The 21399-nt window shown below is 35.0% G+C and carries 17 protein-coding genes, 1 tRNA gene and 1 pseudogene; 11 read left to right on the forward strand and 8 right to left on the reverse strand.

Going from position 1 to position 21399, the window contains the following annotated elements:
• Window positions 1-9 precede the first annotated feature (9 nt).
• The 7 genes from topA (at window position 10) to D1093_RS06895 (ending at window position 8740) form a co-directional block, all read left to right on the forward strand.
• A complete protein-coding gene (gene topA / locus D1093_RS06865) occupies window positions 10-2583 on the forward strand; it encodes a type I DNA topoisomerase (protein WP_120101578.1) in 2574 nt (857 codons plus the stop codon).
• Window positions 2584-2586: 3 nt separating this feature from the next.
• Window positions 2587-4857: a ribonuclease R gene (gene rnr, locus D1093_RS06870; RefSeq protein WP_120101580.1), complete on the forward strand. Its 2271-nt coding sequence runs from the start codon at window positions 2587-2589 to the stop codon at window positions 4855-4857.
• A 371-nt stretch (window positions 4858-5228) separates the two neighbouring features.
• Window positions 5229-6398 (forward strand): MFS transporter, encoded by a 1170-nt coding sequence (locus D1093_RS06875; protein WP_120101582.1) that lies wholly within the window; start codon window positions 5229-5231, stop codon window positions 6396-6398.
• Between the two features lie 101 nt (window positions 6399-6499).
• Window positions 6500-6667, forward strand: coding sequence for a 50S ribosomal protein L33 (gene rpmG / locus D1093_RS06880; protein ID WP_004864083.1), 168 nt, complete (start codon window positions 6500-6502; stop codon window positions 6665-6667).
• A 344-nt stretch (window positions 6668-7011) separates the two neighbouring features.
• Window positions 7012-7572, forward strand: a complete 561-nt coding sequence (locus tag D1093_RS06885; protein WP_120101584.1) for a thermonuclease family protein — start codon at window positions 7012-7014, stop codon at window positions 7570-7572.
• A 28-nt stretch (window positions 7573-7600) separates the two neighbouring features.
• On the forward strand, window positions 7601-8230 hold the full coding sequence (locus D1093_RS06890) for a uracil-DNA glycosylase family protein (RefSeq protein ID WP_120101585.1): 630 nt from the start codon (window positions 7601-7603) through the stop codon (window positions 8228-8230).
• Window positions 8231-8251: 21 nt separating this feature from the next.
• Window positions 8252-8740: an Lrp/AsnC family transcriptional regulator gene (locus tag D1093_RS06895; RefSeq protein WP_120101587.1), complete on the forward strand. Its 489-nt coding sequence runs from the start codon at window positions 8252-8254 to the stop codon at window positions 8738-8740.
• 33 nt (window positions 8741-8773) lie between these two features.
• Here D1093_RS06895 and cobT read toward each other — a convergent pair whose 3' ends face one another.
• From cobT to glpD, 3 genes are all read right to left on the reverse strand, one after another.
• Window positions 8774-9781, reverse strand: coding sequence for a nicotinate-nucleotide--dimethylbenzimidazole phosphoribosyltransferase (cobT, locus tag D1093_RS06900; protein ID WP_120101589.1), 1008 nt, complete (start codon window positions 9779-9781; stop codon window positions 8774-8776).
• 388 nt (window positions 9782-10169) lie between these two features.
• Window positions 10170-11153, reverse strand: coding sequence for a tRNA dihydrouridine(20/20a) synthase DusA (gene dusA / locus D1093_RS06905; protein ID WP_120101591.1), 984 nt, complete (start codon window positions 11151-11153; stop codon window positions 10170-10172).
• A gap of 673 nt (window positions 11154-11826) precedes the next feature.
• Entirely contained in the window at window positions 11827-13356 is a 1530-nt protein-coding gene (gene glpD, locus D1093_RS06915; protein WP_244613973.1) for a glycerol-3-phosphate dehydrogenase, read from the reverse strand.
• Between the two features lie 338 nt (window positions 13357-13694).
• Here glpD and D1093_RS06920 point away from each other — a divergent pair, with 338 nt between their 5' ends.
• The 4 genes from D1093_RS06920 to D1093_RS06935 all read left to right on the forward strand — a co-directional run bounded on the left by D1093_RS06920 (window position 13695) and on the right by D1093_RS06935 (window position 16958).
• Complete coding sequence (locus D1093_RS06920; RefSeq protein WP_120101594.1) at window positions 13695-14567, forward strand: DsbA family protein; 873 nt, start codon at window positions 13695-13697, stop codon at window positions 14565-14567.
• Between the two features lie 248 nt (window positions 14568-14815).
• Window positions 14816-15316, forward strand: coding sequence for an acetyl-CoA carboxylase biotin carboxyl carrier protein (accB, locus tag D1093_RS06925; protein ID WP_120101596.1), 501 nt, complete (start codon window positions 14816-14818; stop codon window positions 15314-15316).
• A 14-nt stretch (window positions 15317-15330) separates the two neighbouring features.
• On the forward strand, window positions 15331-16689 hold the full coding sequence (gene accC, locus D1093_RS06930) for an acetyl-CoA carboxylase biotin carboxylase subunit (protein ID WP_120101598.1): 1359 nt from the start codon (window positions 15331-15333) through the stop codon (window positions 16687-16689).
• A gap of 193 nt (window positions 16690-16882) precedes the next feature.
• A tRNA-Thr gene (locus D1093_RS06935) sits at window positions 16883-16958 on the forward strand.
• Between the two features lie 86 nt (window positions 16959-17044).
• Here D1093_RS06935 and D1093_RS06940 read toward each other — a convergent pair.
• From D1093_RS06940 to D1093_RS06960, 5 genes and pseudogenes are all read right to left on the reverse strand, one after another.
• On the reverse strand, window positions 17045-17248 hold the full coding sequence (locus D1093_RS06940; RefSeq protein ID WP_120101600.1) for a helix-turn-helix transcriptional regulator: 204 nt from the start codon (window positions 17246-17248) through the stop codon (window positions 17045-17047).
• A 319-nt stretch (window positions 17249-17567) separates the two neighbouring features.
• Window positions 17568-17795, reverse strand: a complete 228-nt coding sequence (locus D1093_RS10260; RefSeq protein ID WP_244613974.1) for a hypothetical protein — start codon at window positions 17793-17795, stop codon at window positions 17568-17570.
• A 1891-nt stretch (window positions 17796-19686) separates the two neighbouring features.
• Window positions 19687-20150: pseudogene (locus D1093_RS06950) on the reverse strand (SMI1/KNR4 family protein).
• 46 nt (window positions 20151-20196) lie between these two features.
• A complete protein-coding gene (locus D1093_RS06955) occupies window positions 20197-20388 on the reverse strand; it encodes a hypothetical protein (RefSeq protein WP_120101601.1) in 192 nt (63 codons plus the stop codon).
• Between the two features lie 41 nt (window positions 20389-20429).
• On the reverse strand, window positions 20430-20756 hold the full coding sequence (locus tag D1093_RS06960; protein ID WP_120101603.1) for an HNH/ENDO VII family nuclease: 327 nt from the start codon (window positions 20754-20756) through the stop codon (window positions 20430-20432).
• Between the last annotated feature and the right edge of the window lie 643 nt (window positions 20757-21399).

Below are 21399 nucleotides of genomic sequence, written 5' to 3' on the forward strand. Positions count from 1 at the left end.
GGTAAAATTATGAATATCGTTATCGTTGAATCTCCAGCAAAAGCAAAAACAATTAATAAATATCTTGGATCTCAATACAAAGTTGTCGCATCATTTGGACATGTTCGTGATTTACCTGCAAAAGATGGTTCCGTTTTACCCGATCAAGATTTTTCGATGAAATGGGATATAGATTCTGCGGCTGCTAAACGTTTAAATGAAATAGCAAAAGCTGTTAAAGAAGCTGATAGCCTTATCTTGGCAACAGACCCTGATCGCGAAGGAGAAGCTATTTCATGGCATATTCTCGATGTTCTTCGTCAAAAAAAAGTTTTAAAAGATAAACCTATTAAAAGAGTTGTCTTCAATGCCATCACTAAAAAATCTGTACTCGATGCCATGAACAATCCACGTGATATTGATACATCACTTGTCGATGCTTATCTTGCACGTCGTGCTCTCGATTACCTTGTAGGTTTTACACTTTCACCTGTTTTATGGCGTAAACTCCCTGGTGCACGCTCAGCTGGGCGCGTTCAATCGGTTGCTTTACGTATTATTTGCGACCGTGAATCAGAAATAGAACATTTTATTAAAGAAGATTATTGGTCCATTACAACACAGTTAAAAACCATTCGAAATGATCATTTCCAAGCCAGACTGACAATGTTTAATCAAAGGAAGATTGGAAAACTTGATATTCAATCTCAAGAACGAGCAGATCAAATTCGCCTTATGCTGGAGAAGGCTCAATATCATACACTCAGTGTTGAAGCAAAACCTACAAAGAGAAATCCTTTTCCTCCGTTTACAACTTCTACACTACAACAAGCAGCTTCTTCAAAATTAGGCTTTTCAGCTTCTCGCACGATGCAAATTGCCCAAAAGCTTTATGAAGGGATTGAAATTAATGGTGAAATGGCAGGGCTTATTACTTATATGCGTACCGATGGTGTACAAATAGCGCCAGAAGCCATTGATGCTGCAAGAAAAGTCATTCATGAATCTTTTGGTAAAGACTATGTTCCTGAAAAACCACGTTTTTACTCAACGAAAGCAAAAAATGCACAGGAAGCGCATGAAGCAATCCGCCCAACAGATTTTCAACGCACTCCCAATCAAGTCCGTAATTTTCTCGACAATGATCAGGCAAAGCTCTATGAACTGATATGGAAGCGCGCTATTGCCAGCCAAATGTGTTCTGCTGAAATTGAACGTACAACCGTTGAAATTGAAGCCAAGCAAGGAGACAACCGTGCAAATCTTCGTGCAACAGGATCTGTTATTCGTTTTGACGGATTTATTTCCGTCTATACGGATCAACGAGACGAAGAAAATAATGAAGAAAATGAAACAACACGTTTACCGCAAATAAACACGGGTGAATCACTTACAAAAGAAAAAGTTGAATCTGTACAACATACCACAGAGCCCCCTTCCCGTTATTCTGAAGCTTCATTAATTAAAAAGCTTGAAGAATTAGGAATTGGTCGTCCTTCAACTTATGCCTCCACATTAGCGACATTGTGTGATCGTGGATATATTATCATTGATAAACGCAAACTTATTCCTGATGCTAAAGGCCGTATTGTTACAGCCTTTCTTGAAAACTTCTTTAATCGCTATGTAGAATATGGTTTTACAGCAGATCTTGAAGAAAAGCTGGATCTTATATCGGATGGCAAACTTTCTTGGAAAGATGTATTACGAGATTTTTGGGATGGATTTAATGCCTCTATTAGCAATATCCAAGAACTCCGTATCGCCAATGTCCTTGATGTTTTAAATGTAACATTAGCACCTCTTGCCTTTCCTGAACGTGAAGACGGAAGTGATGTGCGTTCCTGTCCTCTCTGTAAAAATGGTCAATTATCATTAAAACTCGGTCGTTATGGTGCTTTTGTTGGCTGTTCCAATTATCCTGAATGCAAATACACACGCCAACTTGGTACAAATATAGAAGAAGATAATGAAGCAGTGCGCAATGATGAACCTGTTATGCTTGGAATTGATCCTGAAACAGGAAAAGATATTTCTCTTCGCAATGGCCGTTTTGGTCCCTATATTCAACGAGGTGAAAGCAAAGAAGTTAAGCGTGCAGGACTACCAAAAGAATGGCAGGCAGAAAATATAACCCTTGAAAAGGCCTTGGCTTTACTATCCCTTCCCCGTGAAATTGGCATTCATCCTGAAACAGGAAAAATGATCACGGCGACAATTGGACGATATGGTCCCTACCTTAGTCATAATGGAAAATCTGCACGCCTTCTTCATGCAGATGAAGTGTTTGATATTGGTATCAATCGCGCTGTTACAGTATTGGCAGAACAACAAGAAAATAAAACCAAGCAAAGTAGAACAACATCTGCAGCATTGGCAACATTAGGGGAGCATCCAGAAGGAGGAACTGTCACTGTGCGTAATGGCCGTTTCGGTCCTTATGTCAATTGGGGTAAAATTAATGCAACATTGCCAAAAGAGAAAGATCCCATTAGTGTAACACTTTCAGAGGCATTAGAACTTATATCGGCTAAAGCATCGAGTAAAAAGACAACTTCAAAAAGAGCTTCTTCCAAAACAAAAGCAAAAACAAAAGAGACATAAATTTTGGCTAAAGGTGAAAAAAACGTAAAATATCTCTCCTCATTCAAGGAAGGAAAATTACCTAATAAGGAAGAAATTCTTTCCTTTATTAACGAGAACCCTGATCGATCAAGTAAACGAGAAATCGCCAAGGTTTTTAACTTAAAAGGCGATTCTCGTATTTGGCTTAGAGATATATTACGTGCATTAAAGGATCAAAATCTTATATCTAAACAGCGCAAAAGGGCAATAAACAAAGGAAAATTACCTCCTGTTGCTTTAGTGAAAATTAATGATCGTGATAAAGATGGCAGTTTTATTGCACAACCTCTTGAATGGGAAGAAACACCAAAACCCAATATTGAAATATACTCTTTTCGTCACATAAAAGGAGAAAGCATTGGTGTTGGAGATCATGTTCTTGTAAAAATTTTTCGAAATAAAAATTCTCAAAATCCCCCTTATACGGGGCGCATTATTCGTAAAATTGAACTATCCCCAAAGAGCACATTGGGCGTTATACGAAAATTAGAAAACAATCAATGGCGCCTTGATCCTATAGATCGCAAAACCAATGAACTCATGGTTGAAATATCTCCAGAAATGAAGATTGAAACAGGTGATCTTGTTGAAGTTGAAATCAAAAAAAATACTGGTTATGGACTGAAAAGTGCGCAAATAAAAAATGTTTTAGGGCATATTAAGAGTGAGAAAACACTTTCAATGATTTCCATTCTCTCAAAAGGAATTCCTTATATTTTTCCTGAAAGCGTTCTTGAGCAAGTTAAACATATCAAAGCTGCCAATATGGATAATCGCGAAGATTGGCGACAATTACCATTTATTACGATTGATCCACCAGATGCCAAAGATCATGATGATGCAGTCTACGCAAGCAAGGATAAGGACCCTACAAATAATGGTGGTTGGATTATTATTGTGGCCATTGCAGATGTTTCTTACTATATTAAAACAGGAAGTGCTTTAGATAAAGAAGCATTAAAACGCGGAAATTCTGTTTATTTTCCTGATACCGTTGTCCCAATGCTGCCTGAACGCCTCTCTCATGATTTATGTTCTCTGCATGAAGGAAAAGAAAGACCCGCTTTAGCCGTTCGTATGATTTTTGATGCAAACGGTAATAAACAAAAACATAGTTTTCATCGTATTATGATGCGTGTAAGAGCTAAACTCTCCTATCAAGAAGTACAATTGGCAAGAAAAGGACATATCCATAAAAAAAGAGCACCCCTGCTTGAGAATATCTTGCAACCCTTATGGGAAGCCTATGCATGCCTTAAAATCGCGCGGCATCGTCGACAGCCCCTAGAATTAGAAATAGCAGAAAAAAAGATTATTCTTGATCAAAATGGATGTATCCAAGATGTTGTGAGTGAAGAACATTTAGAAGCCCATCGTTTGATTGAAGAGTTTATGATACAAGCCAATATTGCAGCTTCTGAAACATTAAAAAAACATCATCAGCCCTTCATCTATCGTATTCATGACAAACCCTCTCTTGCCAAACAAGAAATATTACGGACTTTCCTTCAAAGTTTAGGAATATCCCTCTCAAAAAGTGCTGAATTAACATCAGCACGCCTTAATAGAATTTTAGAAAAGGTCGCTCATACGGAACAACAAGAACTGGTCAATCAAGTTATATTGCGTTCACAATCACAAGCAGAATACAATCCTAAAAATAGTGGCCATTTTGGTTTGAATTTGCAAAACTATACACATTTTACATCACCAATTCGCCGTTATGCTGATCTCATTATTCATCGAGCACTCATTAAAGCTCTTAAACTAGGAAATGATCAATTAACTGACACACAAGAACAAAACCTTGCAGAAATTGCTACGCAAATTTCTTTATACGAGCGTCGTGCAATGGTTGCTGAAAGAGAAACGATTGATCGGCTTGTTGCTCACTATTTAACCAATAAAATTGGTCGTGTTTTTACAGGGCGCATTTCTGGAGTCACAAAAGCAGGCCTTTTTATCTCACTTGATAAACTCAATACAGATGGTTTTGTCCATATTTCTACACTTAAAAATGATTATTATCATTTTGATGAAGCGCAACATGTTCTTGTAGGACAACATAGCCATAAAGGCTATCAGCTCAGTGATATTGTAGAAGTAAAACTTATAACTGTACAACCTTTTGCTGGTGCTTTAAGCTTTGAGCTCTTAACAGAGCCTCGTTCAATCAAATTTTCATCGACATCCTACCATAAAAACAAATTAAAAAAACAAAAGCGTACTTTTTATGGAAGAAGGAAATATTAATTAAAAATAAAAAAAATTTCTTAAGTTTTCATGATCATATTTTTTATTTTAAATTCTAAAAATTTTTATTAAAAATAACTTAAAATTTTTACTCCCTCTTTAATATTTAATAATAAATAATATAATAAAGATTTAAAATAAGAAATTGTCTATAATGTTTAGTATTTATATTATTTATGTATACAATATGATTTCTTTAGCATATAAGAGAATATGTTTTATTTTATATCTATAATCATCTTATAAAAATCGTGTAGTGTTTTTTATACTCAATGAAATGAGAAAATCTGAAAAAGCATAGTTTGATCTTTCTTTCACTTCAGCTCACCTTTTCGTTGTTTGAATAAACAAAAGTACTTTAAGCCATTCTCATGAAAAAAATTTTTGACTCTCAAAATAATTCTTTGCGTGCAATTATTGCCGCTATTACAACCATTGGCATCGTTGGAACAGCATTGGCAATGGGAACACAACTTGTTTCTCTTCTTATGGCAGAGAAAGGACTTTCCAACAGTACGATCGGCTATAGTGGAACAGTTGGTGGAATTGCCACAATTATTGCAGCTGTTTTTACGTCTCGAATTGCCTTATGCTTAGGGATTACTCAAACAATATTGCTTATGATGGCTATAGGGTCTTTAAGTTTTTTAGGATTTTATTTTTTTGAATCCATATGGGTTTGGTTTATTTTAAGATTTATATTACATTTTACCATGACAGTTATGTTTATCCTGTCAGAATTTTGGATCAACAGTTATGCTCCCCCCAAAAAGCGTGGTTTGGTTCTTTCTATTTACGCTATTGTTTTAGGATTAGGGTTTGCGTTAGGTCCAACCCTGCTGACAAAAGTGGGAATACAAGGATTTATTCCTTTTGGCGTTTGCTATAGCCTTATTATATTTGCTGCTATCCCAATTCTTTTTGCTTGGAAATTAAGCCCAGAATTTCAAAAAAGCCAATATACGCCATTTTTTCGTTATCTCCTTCATGTTCCAAGTGCGATGATGGCGGTCCTTGTTTACGGTGCTATTCAAATGGGCGCATTAACTCTTATAACACCCTTTAGTTTATCCATTGGTTATCATGAGAATGAAGCAGCACACTTTATGGCAACCCTTGCGCTCGGGAATGTTTTCCTCTTAATTCCTATTAGCATAATAAGTGACTATGCTAAAGATCGACGCTATCCGCTGATAGGTTGCGCTATTGTAGGTTTTGTGGGAACCTTTATAGTCCCATGGATTATCCAATATCCATGGATTCTGATGCTTGATCTGTTTCTTCTGGGTGGTGTATCTGCGAGCCTTTATACAATTGGTCTTGCACATCTAGGAGCACGTCTCAAGGGGCAAGAACTTGCTGCTGCTAATTCTGCTTTTATTTTTTGCTATGGAATCGGTATGCTCATCGGGCCAACCTTTATTGGAAAATCCATGGATATCTTTAATCCCTTTGGTTTTTCAATAGCCATAGCTGTTTTTTTTGGTTTATATGTCATGTTGGTGTTTGTCCAACTTATGAGAAAATTAATCAGCTCTTGACTTTTTTGAGAACATCCGTACTGTTGCTGGAAAATCTGATGATGTCGGATAAGTTTTGGCAGCGATAATATTTTTTTCAGTATAAATAGGGTTTTTACATTATGGCTAAAGCAGCAACCATTAAGATCAAGCTTTTATCAACTGCAGATACTGGTTTTTTCTATGTAACAAAGAAAAACAGCCGTACAATGACAGATAAAATGAGCAAACGTAAATATGATCCAGTTGTAAAAAAACACGTTGAATTTAAAGAAACAAAAATTAAATAAATAAGCCAATCATTCTTGATAGGTTTTATGCTCCAAAGGAAATGTGGCGTTATTCCTCTTCAAAGTTATTTTCTGGGGAGTGTTTTTTTGTATCTTAAAAAATTTGCTTTAAAATCTGTCTAACTTTAAATTTAGATGCTTTATACAGATTTGGCTGAGTTGATTTATTTTGTAAGTTGCTTACATATCAACACTATATGGGTATTGGATTGTTATGATATTTAACAAAATTTTGTCATTAAAACAGCGTTTTGTTTCGTTATGTGAATAAAATTTTTGAAAGAATTATAAGCAATACTCAATAGATTGCGCGTTATAATGATAGCAGAAGTTTCTTTTATTTCATGAAAAAAATTCTTTCTCATTTTCATCTAAGAAGCTTAAAAAAAATTATCAGTTTTAGTATTTTTATCGCTGCTAGCATTCTTATCATTATGGCAAGTTATTTTAAGCAGATTCAACCCTTTCCTCAAAAAGAAAAATTTTCTTCTCATAATTCTGTTGAAGGCAAGGCATTAATCGTTGATGGCGATTCCATCACGATTTCTTCCATTAAGATTCGATTGGTCGGAATTGATGCTCCTGAACTCCACCAATTTTGTGGAAAAAAAGATGCACAATACCCTTGTGGGCTTGAGGCAAAAAAATATTTAGAACAACTACTCGAAAATCAAACGGTCACATGTCACTGGCATAAAACAGATAAATATCGCCGTATCCTTGCAACATGTCAAACGAAACAAGTTAGAAATATCAACGCAACGCTTGTACAGAATGGTTGGGCTGTAAGCTATTATGAATACCCTAAAGAAGAGAAAGAAGCCAGAAGGAAAAAAAAGGGAATATGGGCATCAAGTTTTCAACGACCGAAAGAATGGCGCAAGGCAAATCCTCGCACAGAATAAGAAAAATATTTTTAAATTTTATTGATCAATGAAACAATGTAATCGTATTATCAACCTTGAAAAAACAATCTATTCCTGTCGCGTTTGTATCCAACAACCACATTATTTTCCTCCTCTTCCTCATGATCCAAATCCTGTCGTTTATTTATCTGATACGGCTTCGATTGCAATCGCAGGACAAGCACCAGGATTGCGTGTCCATGAAACATTGATCCCTTTTAATGATCGTTCAGGCGAAAGGCTACGTGATTGGCTTAATGTCACGAAAGAAGAATTTTATAATAGATCTCTCTTTGCATTTGTACCTATGGGATTTTGTTTTCCAGGCTATGACAAAAATAAAGCAGATTTGCCACCAAGACGTGAATGTCGAGAAGTTTGGCATGAAAAGATATTTCAAGCGATGCCACAAATAAAACTTGTTCTTGCTATTGGCAGTTATGCGCAAAAGTGGCATATTACAGAATTAAAACATAAAACTGTTTCAGCAACCGTTCGTGATTGGAGGAATATCCTTTCCATCCCCCAGCCTCGCGGCTATAATGTTATGCCTTTGCCTCATCCATCATGGCGGAATACTTCTTGGTTACAGAAAAATCCATGGTTTAACGATGAGCTTATTGTATATCTGCGTCGTTTAGTGCGTAAATTTTTATAAATTAAAATATTGAGAAAAAATATGGATCGTCTTGACCGAAAAATTTTACATCTTCTGCAAGAAAATGCGACATTGTCTGTCGCTGATATTGCTAAAAAAGTAGGACTTTCAACTACTCCTTGTTGGCGTAGAATTCAAAAACTTGAAGAAGATGGCGTTATTCAGCGTCGCGTTGCTGTTCTTTCTCCAGAAAAAGTAAATGCAAGTGTCACAGTTTTTGTTTCTATTCGCACAAATACACATAGTCATGAATGGTTTAAGCGTTTTTCAAAAATTGTGCAAGAATTCCGTGAAGTCATTGAATTTTATCGAATGAGTGGAGATATTGACTATTTATTACGTGTTGTTGTTCCCAATATTGAAGCGTATGATCTTTTTTATAAAAAATTAATTTCTAAAATTGATATCCGTGATGTTTCATCTTCTTTTGCAATGGAACAGATTAAATACACAACAGAACTTCCACTTAATTATATTAAATTACACGAAAAGGCGAATGAACAAACTTAAAAGTTTTTTTTTATATCCTTCTCATCATTCTTTTTAAGGATTCAAACTTTCTTGTTCCAAAACCGCCATTTGTGCATGTGTTAAAACAGCAGCTTTGACGATACCAGCAGCCATAGCGGCTCCTGCCCCTTCACCAAGGTGCATTCCCAAATCCAGAAGTGGCTCTTTGCCAATTTTTTTTAAAAGTTTACGATGAGCTTTCTCAGAAGAAACGTGTCCAACAAGGGTATGTTCAAGAGCTCTTGGATGCATTTTATAAAGGATAGCAGCAGCTGCTGTTGCCACAAAACCATCTAAAATAACAGGTATTTTTTCCATTCTTGCTGCTAAAATAGCGCCAACCATAGCCGCAATTTCACGTCCTCCCAAGCGACGCATTATCTCAAAAGGATCGTTAAAATGCTTCTTATGTAAAGCGACAGCTGTCTTAACTGCTGTTATTTTACGCTGATAAAAATCCCCTTCCGATCCCATACTATTTCCTGTCCATTCTTCAACTTCTCCTCCAAATAATGCAAAGCATAAAGCTGAAGCTATTGTTGTGTTTCCAATCCCCATTTCACCGATACATAAAAGATCTGTCCCACCAGCAATGGATTCCATGCCAAATGCCATTGTAGCAGCTGCACTCCGCTCGTCCATTGCAGCATCTTTCGTAATATTCATTGTTGGATATTCCAGTGCTAAATCAAATATTTTTAATCCAAGATCATAAGCGATACAAATTTGGTTGATAGCAGCTCCTCCAGATGCAAAATTTTGAACCATCTTTTGTGTCATAGATTGTGGAAATGGTGTAACATCCTCTTCTACGATACCATGATTTCCAGAAAAAATAGCAACCAAAGGTCGCGTTACGAGAGGTTTTTCTGTACCCCTCCATCCCGCATACCAAATAGCAATATCTGCCAGTTTTCCTAATGATCCTCGCGCTTTTGTTAAGTTTTCTTGCCTTTTTTTAGCCAAAATGATAGAAAACTCATCAGCAACAGGTAAATTTGTAAGCAAAGCACGAAAATCATCAAATGGACGAGCGATCATGAGAATACCTTTAAAAATCTACAATGTTTTATGAAAACTACGTCATATAGATAGGGTATGAATAATTTATTGCTTTTTTAAACAGTGTTTTTAAAATATTAAATATTGTAAACGCGATGATTTTTATATTCTATTTTTCATCCCAATAACAAACATACAAGATTCAAAATAGCATCCAGATTTTATGACGATCTCTACAGGGTATCTTTAACCTATTTTTCTGTCTAATAGATGTCATCAACATGCCGTTTAATATATAAATTCTAATATTCTTTCCATAATAAAAAATTATAAGTTTCCCAAAACTATAAAATTCAAAGGATCAAAATTATCGCGAAAAAATCAAAATACAAAGGATCTAAGCTTTACACATGTTAGTGTCTTGCTTTTATCCCATGAGAGCAGAAAAAGCTTCTTTCAAAATATAGATATCTGCATTTGGTTTTGTCGCCTCATTCGATAATATTTGCCGCCATCGACGTGCCCCTCCCCGCCCATGAAATAAACCAATCATGTGACGCGTCACATGAGAAAGACGCCCTCCCGATGCAATATGTCGAGCCGCATAATCACACATGAGTTCAATAAGATCACTCTCACTCAAATTATTCTTCGACTCACCATAGAGTTCAAAATCAATATGCTTTAACAAAGTTGGATCATGATAAACTTGGCGACCAACCATGGTAGCATCACAGAAAATCAAGTGCTCTTTTATCTCATTAATTGATTTAATCCCACCATTTATCCCAATGAATTTATGAGGATATTTACGTTTTAATTTATAAACTCTTTCATAATTAAGGGGCGGTATATTGCGATTTTCTTTTGGACTCAATCCTTTTAGCCAGGCTTTACGCGCATGAACCCAAAGGGCATCACATCCTGCATTCCAAACTTTCTCCGCTAAAAGATCTAAAGCGAATTCTTCATCCTGCTCGTCGACCCCAAGACGACATTTGACCGTTACAGGTATCGTAACCGCTTTTTTCATGGCTTCCACAGCATTTGCCACAGTATCAGGATCTAACATCAAACAAGCTCCAAATACACCTGCTTGAACACGATTTGATGGACAACCAACATTGAGGTTTATCTCATTATAACCAAAATCTTCAGCAATCCGTGCAGCCTCTGCTAACTTTTTCGGATCTTCTCCCCCTAATTGTAATGCCACGGGACATTCTTTATGGCTAAAAGCCAACAATTGTTCGCGCACACCATGAATGACGGCATCTGCTACCATCATTTCCGTATAAAGGAGTGCTTTTTTTGTTAAAAGACGATAAAAAAACCTGCAATGTCGGTCTGTCCAGTCCAACATTGGAGCTACTGCAAATTTTACAGGCGATGGAAGATTGTAAAATATCATAAGAGCACTGTTTTTATATCCCTATAGCTCTCTCTTTATACAGAGAAAAATACTTAACTTTAATTTACAGAAAGTTTTATTCTCTAAGACCATTATGAGCATAACAACAGCTCCTTTATTCAATTGATATAAAGGGGTATAATAATCAATCACACTAAACCACACTTTTCATAGAATTATGCTCAGATATATAAACATGAAAAAAGAAGATCATCATTTGTAATATAAAAAAACCATTTACAAGCTCTTATTACAGCCCATTAACCTTCTATCGTTACATGTTTTAGCACAGAGTCTAAAATAATAAACTAAAACATTAACAGCCTTTCGTGGTAGACTTAATTTTCTTGAGCCTTTTCACTTTATTGTGAAACAAAAGTGCTTTTATTTCTTTTCCAATAAAAAACAAAGATTTCTTATTCCATACGAATCCGATTATAAATTATTTTTTCTCAATGAGTTTTCCTTGGTGATATCTATTGGATTTTTCTGCATAGGATAGACAAATTCCATTCTAAATACTCCACCCAATTCTGCCATTTTATGGTTGTTACAAAAAACTAAATTGAGAATATAGACAATCATTGTTTTCTCAACCTGTATGCCTTGTATCGATATCTCCTGAAGAAAAATATTTTACAACATTGCAGATAGAATCTGTAAGGCTAAACGACTATAAACGTTGTTCGGTCTCTTTTTGGCTTTGCATATAGGAAGAAAGAGTATCAACCTCTTGCTCATTAAAGAAAAGGCCAAGTTTTGAACGACGCCATAACACATCGTCACATGTTTTAGCCCATTCCTTTTCCATCAACCATTTTACTTCTACTTCATAAAGTCCATGTCCAAAATTTTTTCCTCTATTCGCCTTACCATCTGCAAATATCACCAATGCTTCTGTACCATAGGAACGTGCAAGTCTGCGATGTGTAAAAGCATCTAAATCTGGCGTCAAAAGAGCAATCCTATTTTCGATTGTATCTAATTGGTTATAAGGAAAATCACCACCAGGAAGAACCGCATTAGCCGTCCATGATGATCCCTTTTTACCAAGCTCTTTTTCAACGAATTTCATCGCATCTTCAGCTAATTTACGATAAGTCGTAATCTTTCCACCATAAAGATTAAGAATCTTTGGCGTACTTCCTGTTCCCATTTCTTTTAAAACATAATCGCGCGTAATTTCTTGTGCCTTTGAAGATCCATCATCATAGAGTGGACGAACTCCAGAGTAAGACCAAACAATCGTTTTAGGCGATACCGGTTGCATGAAATATTCACTAGCTGCTGCGCAAATGTAATCAATCTCTGTGTCAGTAATATGAACATTGGCTGGATTTCCCTGATAATTATAATCTGTGGTCCCAAGCAAGGTAAAATCTTCTTGATAGGGAATAGCAAATATAATACGCCCATCACCATTTTGAAAAATATAAGCACGATCATGCGTATAAAGCTTGGGAACCAAAATATGAGAACCTTTTACAAGCCGTACTGGTGGATGTTCTTTACAGTTTAATATGCTTGTCAAAACATGATCAATCCACGGACCTGTCATATTCGCGACATAAGAGGCTGTGACATTGTATTTTTTGCCACTTAACTTATCTTGTAAAACAATACACCATTTTTTGTCTTCTTTTTTTAAAGAGAGAACTTCTGTCCATACTTTTATATCCGCTCCGCACTTTTCTGCATCACGTGCATTGGCAATGACTAAACGGGCATCATCGACTCTGGCATCAGAATATTCAAAACCTCTCTGATATTCTTTCTTTAGTATAGAGCAAAACTTTTTTGAAAAATTAATTGTTTTACTACGCCACAATTTTTGATTCCATTTCCCTAAATAATCATAAATAAAAAGTCCAACACGCAACATCCAAGCAGGGCGCAATTCTTTATGATAAGGAAGAAGAAAACGCAAAGGACGCACAATATGTGGAGCTATACGTAAAATGATCTCACGTTCTTTCAGTGCTTCACGAACAAGTTTGAACTCATAGTGTTCAAGATAACGAAGACCACCATGAATAAGCTTTGTTGATGCACTTGATGTTCCCGATGCAAGATCATTCATTTCAGCTAATCCTACTTTAAAACCGCGTCCAGCTGCATCTCTTGCCAATCCACACCCGTTTATGCCTCCCCCAATGATAAACAGCTCATAATGCGTTGTGGTTTTCATAATTTCATTTTTCATTATTTAATTTTGTTTCACATGACTCAATAAAGCAACAGTAAAAAATCAACACAAGTGCGCTTCATTGTATGCTCAACCCGCTTTTTTCCACAATAAATACCCATAAAATTTTTTTTGATACCCTTTTATCAAAACAACATTTGACAAATTAAAGAGATTTTTTTTATCCTTCAGAGAACATAATCTTTGCGAATGTGCATCATATAAAATTTTTTAGAGAAAAATTGATGTTTTTTCCCATTTGTGGATACACACTATAGCGAATGCTTTATTGCACGTAGAGAACGCTTTTCATATAGTTTACTCGATGACACAATAGAAAATACGAAGGGATACAGATGATTCATCAACCTCAAAACTCAAAAATAACGCTTGTTTCAAAAATTTTAGCCCCTGTTATGTTGAGTATTTTAATTTTTTCCCCTTCTTTATCAAACGCAACATCAGACCCAAAAACAGCAAATCATTTAAACTTAGAAAAGCTTAAAATACAACTTCTGGAAGATTCTAACTTTTTATCTAAGCTTAAAGAGAAAGTTACACCCCATATTGATTCTCATCATATTCAACAAATTGTGAGAGAGTATCTTCTTACTCATCCAGAAATTATGATTGAAATGCAGCTTATTCTTCAAGATAAGCTAGAAAAACAGAATGAATACGAAAGCCAAAGACAAGCCTCTATCATCCATTTATTAGAAAAGGAGATTTTTCACTCTCCTCATGACGCTGTTTTAGGCAATCCAAATGGTAAAAAAGTACTTGTTGATTTTTTTGATTACAACTGTCAACATTGTAAAAGTTCCTATTCAGAGATAGAAGACTTGATAAAAGAGGATCCAGATCTGCGGGTTATTATCAAGGATTTACCAATTTTAGGACCGGATTCTGTAGCGGTCCATACCGTTGCTTATGCATTTCGCAAACAATTCCCAGAAAAATATCCAGAGTTTCACAAAGCGCTTTTAATGCATCAAGGTCGTGTAAATGAAGCTAAAGCTATAAAAATAGCTGTTTCATTAGGAGCAGATGAAAAAAAACTCCATAATACAATAAAAGATCCTAACCTGCAAAACACCTTTAAAGAAAATATTCGAATTGCCTCTAGACTTCATATTACGGGAACACCTTCTTACATTATCGGTAATAAAATACTCATCGGAGCAGCCAGCCAAGATGTTCTAAAACAAGCGATAGACAATACACAGTGAATAGCTGTTCTATACCTGATCCGCTTTAGGAAGAATACTGTAAATGAAGTGATTTTATGCTTTCTCTTTTTTGACAACAGGCTTATAAGTGCAATTTTGTGTAAAGCAAATACGAGTTTAAAATTGCAAAGTATAATGACTTAAATAAATATCTTTAAAGCCCCTAAAGATATCATCCCTAATCTAGAGATGTTCGGTCATAAAATGAGATAATGACGATCTTCATTGATCAAGGAGTTAGAAATAAAATGTCAACAAAAAAAATAGATTCGGCAAAATATACCGCAATTGATACGAAAATTATTCGCGATCTTGCTGAAATTTTGAATGACACAAATTTAACGAATATTGAAGTTGAGCAAGGGGAACTTCGTATTTGTGTTTCACGCCAAAATACCTCTACTTCTTCCGAACAAACAATTTATTCACCTGTTGCTACTCCTAGCTTTTCTATAGCATCTTCTCCAGTCCCAACAATCGAACCTCCTATACAATCCCCCCAAGAAGATAAATCAAAAAATACCATAACCTCTCCAATGGTTGGAACAGCTTATCTTGCTCCTTCACCGGGTGCTCAGCCATTTGTAGAAGTAGGGCAAAATGTTTCGGAAGGAGAGACATTACTGATCATTGAAGCCATGAAAACAATGAATCAAATTTCATCACCACGCTCAGGCAAAGTAACCACTGTTCTTGTCAAAGATGGTCAACCTGTTGAGTTTGGTGAACCACTTATTATTGTTGAATAAAGCGAGGGGCAACCATGATTCGAAAAATCCTCATTGCTAATCGAGGAGAAATTGCTCTTCGCGTTTTACGTGCATGTAAAGAACTTGGCATAAAAACCGTAGCTGTTCACTCTACTGCTGATGCAGATGCGATGCATGTTCGTCTTGCTGACGAAAGTGTCTGTATTGGCCCTCCTCCCGCTCGCGATTCTTATTTGAGTATTCAGCAAATTATAGCTGCTTGTGAAATTACAGGAGCTGATGCAGTTCATCCAGGTTATGGCTTTCTTTCTGAAAATGCAAAATTTGCAGATGTTCTAGAAGCCCATGATATTACATTCATCGGACCAACAGCTGCTCATATTCGAATCATGGGCGATAAAATTGAGGCTAAAAAAACTGCTAAGAAACTTGGTATTCCTGTCGTTCCTGGTTCAGATGGAGCTGTCACAGAAGAATCAGATGCTTTACACACGGCTCGTGAAATTGGTTATCCCGTTATTATCAAAGCTTCTGCCGGTGGCGGTGGGCGTGGTATGAAAGTCGTTCATTCTGAGCAAGAGTTTTCGATAGCGCTTAAAACAACGCGTTCAGAAGCGAAAGCAGCTTTTGGTGATGATTCTGTTTATATAGAAAAATATTTAGAAAAACCCCGTCATATTGAAATTCAAATCATGGGTGATGGTGCGGGAAATGCTATTCATTTAGGAGAACGTGATTGTTCACTTCAACGACGGCATCAAAAAGTATGGGAAGAAGCGACATCACCTGCGCTTAATGAAACTGAACGAAAAAAAATTGGTAGTATTGTTGCAAATGCCTGTGCTCAACTTGGATACCGTGGAGCTGGTACTATCGAATTTCTTTATGAAAATGGTGAATTTTATTTCATTGAAATGAATACGCGTTTACAAGTCGAACATCCTGTAACTGAAGCAATTACAGGTATAGATTTAGTCCATGAACAAATTCATATTGCATCAGGCTACAAACTTTCAGTGACACAAGATGATGTTTGTTTCTTCGGTCACGCCATTGAATGCCGTATTAATGCAGAAGATCCTCTTACCTTTACACCATCACCAGGAACCATTACACATTTTCATACTCCTGGAGGTCTAGGAATTCGTGTTGATTCAGGTGCTTATTCAGGTTACCGGATTCCTCCTTATTATGATAGCATGATTGGAAAGCTGATTGTTCATGGGCGTACCCGTTTGGAATGCATGATGCGTTTACGGCGTGCTTTAGATGAATTTGTCGTTGATGGGATCAAAACCACATTGCCTCTCTTTCGTGATCTCATTAATAATCAAGATGTTGCAAACGGTAATTATAATATTCACTGGCTAGAGAAGTATCTTTCTCAGAAACCAACTTCTTTAGACCTTTAATTCAAGAACGAAAATATTAGCTTATCATCAGATTCTATAAGTAAGGATAATTTCAATGCTGCCATAAACATTATTAAAAAAGAAATAAGCTGATTATTTTTTATTTGTTATATAATTTTCTTTTAATATGTACAAAAATTGATAATTTTCTGTTTTCCTTTTTGCGAGTTTGTGCTAATTCCTACCTGGTCACGCCCTTATAGCTCAGTTGGTAGAGCACCTGATTTGTAATCAGGGGGTCGGGAGTTCGAGTCTCTCTGGGGGCACCATTTTTTTATTTAAGTTATTAAAATACATATATTTTTCCTTTAAACAGTAATTTTCAGACCACCTCTCGTGATTTATACAATTTTACTTAATTTGTTGTTATTTGTTCCGTATTTTTCTTTGGAGTAAAGGCTAAGATCTCTTTCTTTCTCCATCTTACAGCTCTCCCCAGTTTATAAGGTTGAGGAAATTCCCCTTGAAGCATCCAATTGCGAATCGTTGTGGTTGATACACTAAAAAGCTGTGCACATTCACGGGTTGTTACATATCTATCGCCATCATCAAATATCATCTCATTACCTTTCTATTTTTTATGTTATAGAGCTAAAGTTATTTTTTCCCAATGACTCATACACATATCAGTTTCAAAGCATGTAATTGAAACACGTCTTTAATGTCCAAAAAGCTTGTATAATTTTTCTATTGCATGAAGACTATTCTTAAGGGTGGTTGTCATCTTGCTAATCTTCAAAAAGATGTTCAAAATCTTTTTGTATTTTTAAATTTTGTTGTTTTTTAGAGACAATTCCAAGTTCAAGAATAACAGTTAATATGAATGCTGTTTACAACTCTTTTTAATTTCTTTTTGAAAATCAATGTTTTCTACTTATCTAATTTTTACAAACGTCACATAAAATTTTGATATTATTTTCCATGAGACAATCAAGATAATTCTTGAAGGATTTTCCTTCATATTCACTGGTAAAAAAGCAAAGTTTTTCATCTTTAGCAGGATGAAAACTAAGATGGGCTTGTTTTTTTGCTAAACGCTCTATTATAGGCCTTAATCGGGTATTCCTCATATTTGTAAGCATTCCCTTTTCTGTTTTACTAATCACGTTGTAAATGCTTGATGCAGTGAATTTGTCTAAATAGGCTTGAAAGCATTCTGTATTCTTTGTTCCATCTCACACCGCCGCTTGTTATTTGGTTAATATTGGATATGAACATATTTGGAATCTTGTATAGGTGCGTCTATTTGCTCTTGTCCATAAAGATGAAGATTATATTTTAGTGTGCAATCTCCTAATTTTGAAGATCTATTCTCTACTGCTGATAAAGAAGAAAATCTTATCATAAATGCAACCAAAGCCTACAATCTTAGTGTGAAGATATCGATACAGTACCTATTCCTTTAAAAATTTGAGGAAATAATAAAATAGAAAGTTGTCAAAAAAGATTTGTCATTAAGAGTTTTTTTAATACAAGTTCCTTTTATTTAGAATAATGCAGAAGGTATACGTATAAATATATCAATTGTGCAAAAACTCTTACGTATAATTGATAATTGTGTATAAGAAAGAATCTTGAAAAGATCTTTTTTTGGCAACAGCAATCTGTCATGAGCTTAATACTTAGTTGGGACACTGCTCACATTAGATTTTTTTCAAAAATGTATAATTGCATATGATCCATAAACTATTAATAAAAACCAAAAAGCAGCAGGTAAACAAAACGCTACAGTTTAAGAGAGATATAACTATCATTGATATCACATATACGGCATCTAATATTTCTGACCCTGTCATTTCTCTTCCCTCCTATAATAAGTTCTTAATTAATTTATAACATCTAAAATATTCTATATATTCTATTTAAAAATAAAAAAATACACAAGATATAGTTTTTTTTCTTAAAGGTCCCACGACAAAACCTTAAGTATTACAGGGTGCGCTACCTCTCTGAATGCATCTTATAGAACACCCAAAACCCAATCCGATCACCAGCAATCTCTTGATAAGATTCTTCAAGAGATAGCACAGAGCGACAACTATACAGCAAAAATTGTCTCAACTCTTGCAAAAATTATTGTGAAAATTCTATTGATCAAACAACAGAAAGCGATAATGCTTTTGCCACACACCTTATAGAATAATATGATGCTATAACAAAGTCTATTGGTGGCAAATTGCGGCTTGCCAACAAGGTGAAAGCAAAGCCATTACTGGTGGAAATACTCCCTATTGTTGTTATTCATGAAATAATACTTTACAGGGATTTTAAATACAGTGCGTGAGATGAATCAGGTATAGCCAACGGTTATAAACAGATGTAGGAGACAATCAAAAAAACGCCGCTGATGCAAGGAAACCAGAGAAATTGAGGAAGGTAAAGATGTTATTTATATGGATAAAAATGATGTCCCTAATTTACCTAAAACTTTAGTTTATCTTAAATTCTTGATTGGAGATTTTTTCTCTAATTCTTAATTTTTTTATTGAAGCATACAAACTATAAACAAAAATAAGACATCTTTATATACTTTGAATCTTGTTGCTAAAGCCTAAATTTTTCTTTTGAGTGCCATTATATCTTTAAAAATTAATTGTAAAATAAGTTAGATATTTTGATAGCTTTTTAATCCTTTGACTATTATATGATTAAATCTTTTGCTAATACGAAGGCATACTAGTTTTCTATTTATAAATGTTAATTTAATTACTGCGATTTTCTTTATTCATTCTTTCATAGCATATTTATCTTTTTAAAAAACAGCTTTTATTATTTTATCTCAGTCAACCGAAAACAGAGTTTTTTTGATAAACATGATTTCAGCAATTTTGTTGCTATTTCACATTTTCACAGACTTGACGTTTTCATTTTTATAAGTTTAGCTATTTTCAATAGACTTGGTCTGTGTTTCAGTTAAAAGAGCTAATTTTTTACACACTATTCATGAAGGATAGACAGTTTAGCATTATATTTTAAAAGTAAAATCGCTATAAAAGACTACCCTCCTGTATGTTCCTTAATTCTTTTATAGAGGAATTCATAAAAATTACTTGCGTAATACTGGAAATCTTCAGAGGAAAATCTGAGATAGAGTGGGCATTCGTCATCTTGAAATTGAGCATAATCAAAATAAAACATTTCACCAAAATCAGTTGTGCAAACAATAAGCTGATTTGGCTTTATAAACCCATCTCTTCTATCGAGTAAGTTTCGGTAAACAATATCACCAGAAGGAATACCCGCACAGATCTCATAAATGCTAACTATTTCTTCACCACCAATTTCTCCTGCTCCATAATTTTTCAAAAAACTCTTATAGGACGATGTGAATTGCAGACCAAGAATTTCCTCAGCTTTTTTAATCCTTATATCACCAGCTGTATTATCCGCAGTCCAAAATTGATAACATGACTATGCAACTCAAAGAATTGTGTAACGTCAGATAATGTGAAATTGTCCATAAATTATGCTCCATAAATTGTAGAAAGTCTTTGCTTATGAATGTTTCTATTGTCTATTGATATCCAATGGGTTTAGATTTTGATTAATAAAAATAAAAGAGCTCTTTTCTTGAAATAACTGGACACTCTTTATTATAACCCTCGCACTTGCAGCATATAATACAAAACAATAAGCTGTGCTATCAGCTCCAATAGAATCTTTTCCTGATGCCATATCTTTAATATTAGCATTAATCACTTTTTCTCTTCTTTCTTCCTAGAAAGAATTTTTTGAGAAATCTAAAAGAACACTTTTCGGATAAAATTTGTGTTTTGATGAATATAAGTAACAGAGTTCTTTTCTTGATAGAAAGAGTAGAGAACCTCCACTATAGGTCCATTTTGCTCTTGTGTTATAGGATACAATATTATAGGTCTGCAATCGACACCAATAGGGGCTCTTCCTGACACCATTCTCTCAACATTTGTATCAGATACTATTTGCCCTTTTTCTTTCCAAGAAGAAATCGTTTCAGGCTCAAAAAGCGTATCTTCCTGATAAACCTTTTTACCTTTAAATTGAAAAAGCTCAGTTGCCCCATGCTTTCTTTTCTTCATCCATTTCATAATCTATAATCCCCTCAGTTCAACCCCAATAATTATGGATTCTTTTTTGAATAGACTTAAATTTTTTGAGAGAACACCACAACTTTCCACTAAAATAGTCTAATTAATCCCTCCCCTTCCTCTTCTCAATAAAAGAAGAGTGGATTTATTTAGAGTTTGCCACTTCTTTGGCTAAAGTCAGTGCACTTTTAAAATAAATCTGCGGGATACTGTTGTTAAAGTCTAGATAACTCTCCGCTTCAAAGATTTTGTGACAAGATTCTAAGATCTTAATATCACCTAATAAAGCCAATCTACGAACACGAAGTAGAGCATAACTCTTATGCAAAATCAATCTTTTGACTGCTTATTCTAAAACATCATCAAATACCTATTTTAAACGATTCTCCCCCCACTTCTGATTCAAATATTTCTAAACCCTTTCCTCAAAATTAAGCTCTTCATCGGATAAATATCCAAAATGCGTAAGATAGATCATTTTATAAGAAGTAGAAAAATATTGATATTAATAAAAAGTAGTGATCACATTGCAGGAAATTTTTGGCAATTTCACCGTTATTCAACCCATTGATAGCACGCCATATGATCACCCCCATTGATTTTGTTAATCGGACTGGCTTAGACTTTTCAAAGGTGCTGTTAT

This window comes from Bartonella kosoyi (assembly GCF_003606325.2).
Classification (GTDB): Bacteria; Pseudomonadota; Alphaproteobacteria; order Rhizobiales; family Rhizobiaceae; genus Bartonella; species Bartonella kosoyi.